The organism is Kitasatospora sp. NPDC004240 (assembly GCF_053603215.1).
Genome location: NZ_JBSGFD010000375.1, coordinates 1 through 3,998, shown reverse-complemented (window position 1 = coordinate 3,998; position 3,998 = coordinate 1). Strand labels below are relative to the sequence as shown.

Here is a 3,998-nt window from a genome sequence, read left to right as displayed (position 1 = left end):
TCAACCCCACCTTTAAAACACTTTTTCCACCCCCCCCCCTCTCCCCTTTCCCCCCCCCCTCGCCCCACCAACACCCCCCGGGGGGGCCGCCCCCCGGGGGCCCCCCCCCCACCGCTGTCCGTCGTGGGCCGCCTACGGAACCGACTGTCCTCCGCCGCCCGGGGTCGCCGTGCCGCCGGGCTTCGTCGGCCTGGGGGTGGATCCCCCGCCCGGATCGGTGGTCGAGGACGAGCTCGCGCTGGGCGAGGGGCAGAGGACCGGGCCGAGCAGGCAGGACGGGCTGCTGCCGCCGCCACCGCCGTGGGTCTTGGTCGGCGTCGGGGTGGGCGTCGTGCCGGGGCAGTCCACACCGGGCACGCAGGCCGGGCCGGTGGCCGGCGGCTGCGTGGGCTGGGTGTTCGGGTCCGGCATGGTGGCCGTCGCGGTGGGCGAGGCGGTGGGCGAGGCGGTCATCGTGGCCGGCGCGCCGGAGGAGTCGACCTGCTCGCCGATCGGCTTCGGCGCCGGGAAGTCCAGCTTCTTCTCGTTGGCCAGCGCCGCCTTCATGTACCGGGTGAAGATGTCGGTCGGGGTGTCACCACCGTGGACCGAGTCCTTGCCGCCGGTGCCGTTGAGCGACTCCAGCTCGTGCTTCTCCGGGTTCTCGCGCCACATCGCGACGCTGGTGGCCAGCTGCGGGGTGTAGCCGACCCACCAGGCGGAGCGGTTCTTGTCGGTGGTGCCGGTCTTGCCGGCGACCGGGCGGCCGAGCGCGTTGCTCTTGGAGCCGGTGCCGTTCTTGGCCACGTTCACCAGCACGTCGGTGACGTTGTCGGCCACCGCGGGCTCCAGCGCCTGCTGCGGCGTCGGCTTGTTGTAGCCCGGCAGCTCCTTGCCGTTGTACTCGACCTTGATCACCGAGTACGGGTCGGCCCGCTTGCCGCTGGCCGCGAAGGTCGCGTACGCCGTCGCCATCCGGATCGGGCTCGGGGTGGAGGTGCCGAGCGGGAAGGTCGCGGTGTTCGGGTTGGTGAAGCTCTCCTTGCGCAGACCCATCTGCTCGGCGATCTCCGCCACCTTCTGGTTGCCCACGTCCTGGCCGAGCTGGACGAAGGGCACGTTGTAGGACCACTGCATGGCCTGGCGCAGCGAGAGGAAGCCGCGCTTGCCGGTGTCCTCGTTCTTCTGCCGGTAGGGCTTGCCGTCGTCGCCGATCAGCAGCGAGCCGTCCGCCTTGCGGATCTCCGCGAGGTCGTCGGAGAGGTAGCGGCTGTCCGCGTTGATCCGCTGCGGCTTGCCGTCCTTCTTGGTGGTCACGCCGATCTGCATGGCGGTGGCCAGCACGAAGGGCTTGAAGGTCGAGCCGACCTGGATGCCCTTGGCGTCGGCGTTGTTGTCGAAGTGGCCGTTCTCCACGCCCTCGCCGCCGTAGATGGCCACGATCGCGCCGTCACCGGGGATGACGCTGGCCGCGCCGAACTGGACCCACTTGTCCTGCTCGGGACGCTTCTGGAGGTTGAGCGTCTCGCCCTTGACGTCGTTCACGGCCTTCTGGAGCGCCTCGACCTTGTCCTTCTGGAAGGTCGTGTAGATCCGGTAGCCACCCTTGTCGATCTTCTGCTGGGTGATCGAGCCGTCCTTGGACATCACGAACTTGTTGGCGACGTCGACCAGGTAGCTGACCTGCCCGTTCATGTTGACCGGGGGCTTGCGCGGGATCGGCTGGGGGAAGGTCGTGCACTTGGCACGCTCCTCCGGGGTGGCGTTCTTGGTCTCCACCATCCGGTCGAGGATCCACTTCCAGCGGGCCTCGGCGCGCTCCTTGTTGCCCGTGATGCCCGGGTCGTAGAGGCTGGCGCCCTTGAGCAGCCCGGCCAGCATGGCGCTCTGGCACAGGTCGAGGTCCTTGGCGTTGACCCCGTAGTACGCCTGGGCGGCGGCCTGGGCGCCGGTGCCCCGGCCGAAGTAGCTGGTGTTGAGGTAGCCCGTGAGGATCTCGGGCTTCTCCTTCTCCTCGTTGATCTTCAGCGTGATGAAGAACTCCCGGACCTTGCGGCTCAGGGTCTGCTCCTGGCTCAGGTAGGCGTTCTTCACGTACTGCTGGGTGATCGTCGAGGCGCCCTGGGTCTCGCCGCCGGTCGCCATGTTGTAGGCGGCGCGGGCCATGCCCTTGGGGTCGATGCCGCTGTCGCTGTAGAAGGTGGAGTTCTCCGCCGCGATGACGGCCTTCTGCAGGTACGGGCTGATGTCGGTGAGCTGGACGATCTGGCGGTTGGTCTCACCCTTGCGGGTCATCTCCGTGCCGTCGGCCCAGTAGTAGATGTTGTTCTGCTCCTTCATCAGCTCGTGCATCTCCGGGATCTTGGTCGTCTGGTAGACGTACCAGATCCCGCCCACGCAGGTCGCGAAGACCAGCAGGAAGCTGCTGACGACGAACTTCCAGGACGGCAGCCACCGCCGGAAGCCCTGCTTGCCGAAGCGCGGGTAGTCGATGAAGCGCTTCTTGCCGGGCCCGCCGTCCCGGCCCGTCGGCGCGGTGCCCGCGGCGCCTGCGCGCTTGCCGCCCTTCTGGGCGGCCTTGCGCATCTCGGCACGGGTCATCCGGGGCTGCTGAGCGGTCTCCCGGACGCCCGGGGGACGCCGACGGCCGAGACCGTCCGAGGACAGCCTGTCGGGACCGGGCCCGCCCTGCCGACCACCGCCCGGCTGCTCGTCGCCGCCCGGGTTGGGCGACCTCCGCCGTCGTTCGCTCATGTTCCAGCTACTCCTCGCCAGGCGGTCGAGCCTGAAGGCAGGGTTCACATCCGATGCCCGCAACCGCCTTAACGCCGGAGGTGGTCCTCGTGCACACGCGACAGCGTACGCACCTCCGAAATACACCTAATCGGGCATCAGTCCTAAATGCCCGCAAAACATCGGCAGATCATTACAAGCCCGTTGCCTAGCCCACCCGCGCGCCGCCTTGTGATCACATTCACGCGTGCCCCCCTTGCCCGTTCGGGAGGCCCGGTTTACTGTTCTCGATATATCGAGCCGATACATCGGAGCGACATAGGCGGGAGGAGGACGGCAGTGAGCAGGCGCTCAGGGGTGTTGGAGTTCGCCGTCCTCGGCCTGCTCCACGACGCGCCGATGCATGGGTACGAGCTGCGCAAGCGGCTCAACGTCCTGCTCGGCTCGTTCCGCGCCTTCTCCTACGGGACGCTCTACCCCTGCCTGAAGAGCCTGGTCGCCCAGGGTTTCCTGGTCGAGGACAACCCGGACGTCGAGTACGTCCCGGCCACCGCGCTCAACGGGAAGCGGTCCAAGATCGTCTACCGGCTCTCCCCCGAGGGCAAGCAGCGCTTCGAGCAGCTGCTCGCCGACTCCGGCCCCGACGCCTGGGAGGACGAGCACTTCGGCGTCCACTTCGCGTTCTTCGGCCAGACGGACCGGGCGGTCCGGATGCGCGTCCTGGAGGGACGCCGCAGCCGGCTGGAGGAGCGGCTGGAGCGGATGCGCAACTCACTCGCCCGTGCCCGCGAGCGGTTCGACGACTACACCGTCGAGCTGCAGCGGCACGGCCTGGAGTCGGTGGAACGCGAGGTCAGATGGCTCAACGAGCTCATCGAGACCGAGCGGGCCAACCGCACCGGACGGGCCGGGGGGCCCAACGGCGGCGGGCCGACCACCGCAGTACCCCACACGACTTCGGACGGCCGTGGCCAGGAGGACGGGTCCTCGGACCCGCCCGGTCCACCGTACGACCGCCCGGGGCGCTCCCCCCAGGAGCGCTGACACCGCGTCAGCCCTGTGCCGCGCGGTAGGAGTGGGCGCCTCGCGCCCGTCAGCAGTCATCGAAGAAGCAGGACGAGTTCCGCCGAGTCCCGGCGGTGCTCATGAGATCACAGGGAGCAACCGGAATGGGTTCGGTTCGCGTAGCCATCGTGGGCGTCGGCAACTGCGCCGCGTCGCTGGTGCAGGGTGTCGAGTACTACAAGGACGCCGACCCGGCCGGCAAGGTCCCCGGGCTGATGCAC

2 protein-coding genes and 1 pseudogene are annotated in these 3,998 nt (G+C 68.9%); 2 read left to right on the top strand and 1 reads right to left on the bottom strand.

The genetic code is table 11. The features are described from left to right. Nucleotides 1–132 precede the first annotated feature (132 nt). Entirely contained in the window at nt 133–2,733 is a 2,601-nt protein-coding gene (locus ACWEQL_RS41485; protein WP_452156664.1) for a transglycosylase domain-containing protein, read from the bottom strand. A 318-nt stretch (nt 2,734–3,051) separates the two neighbouring features. On the opposite strand from ACWEQL_RS41485, the gene ACWEQL_RS41480 reads away from it, so the two are divergent. Both ACWEQL_RS41480 and ACWEQL_RS41475 read left to right on the top strand, forming a co-directional pair. Beyond that, nucleotides 3,052–3,756 (top strand): PadR family transcriptional regulator, encoded by a 705-nt coding sequence (locus ACWEQL_RS41480; protein WP_452156662.1) that lies wholly within the window; start codon nt 3,052–3,054, stop codon nt 3,754–3,756. A 125-nt stretch (nt 3,757–3,881) separates the two neighbouring features. Further along, a pseudogene (locus tag ACWEQL_RS41475) lies at nt 3,882–3,998 on the top strand (inositol-3-phosphate synthase); the annotation flags it as partial.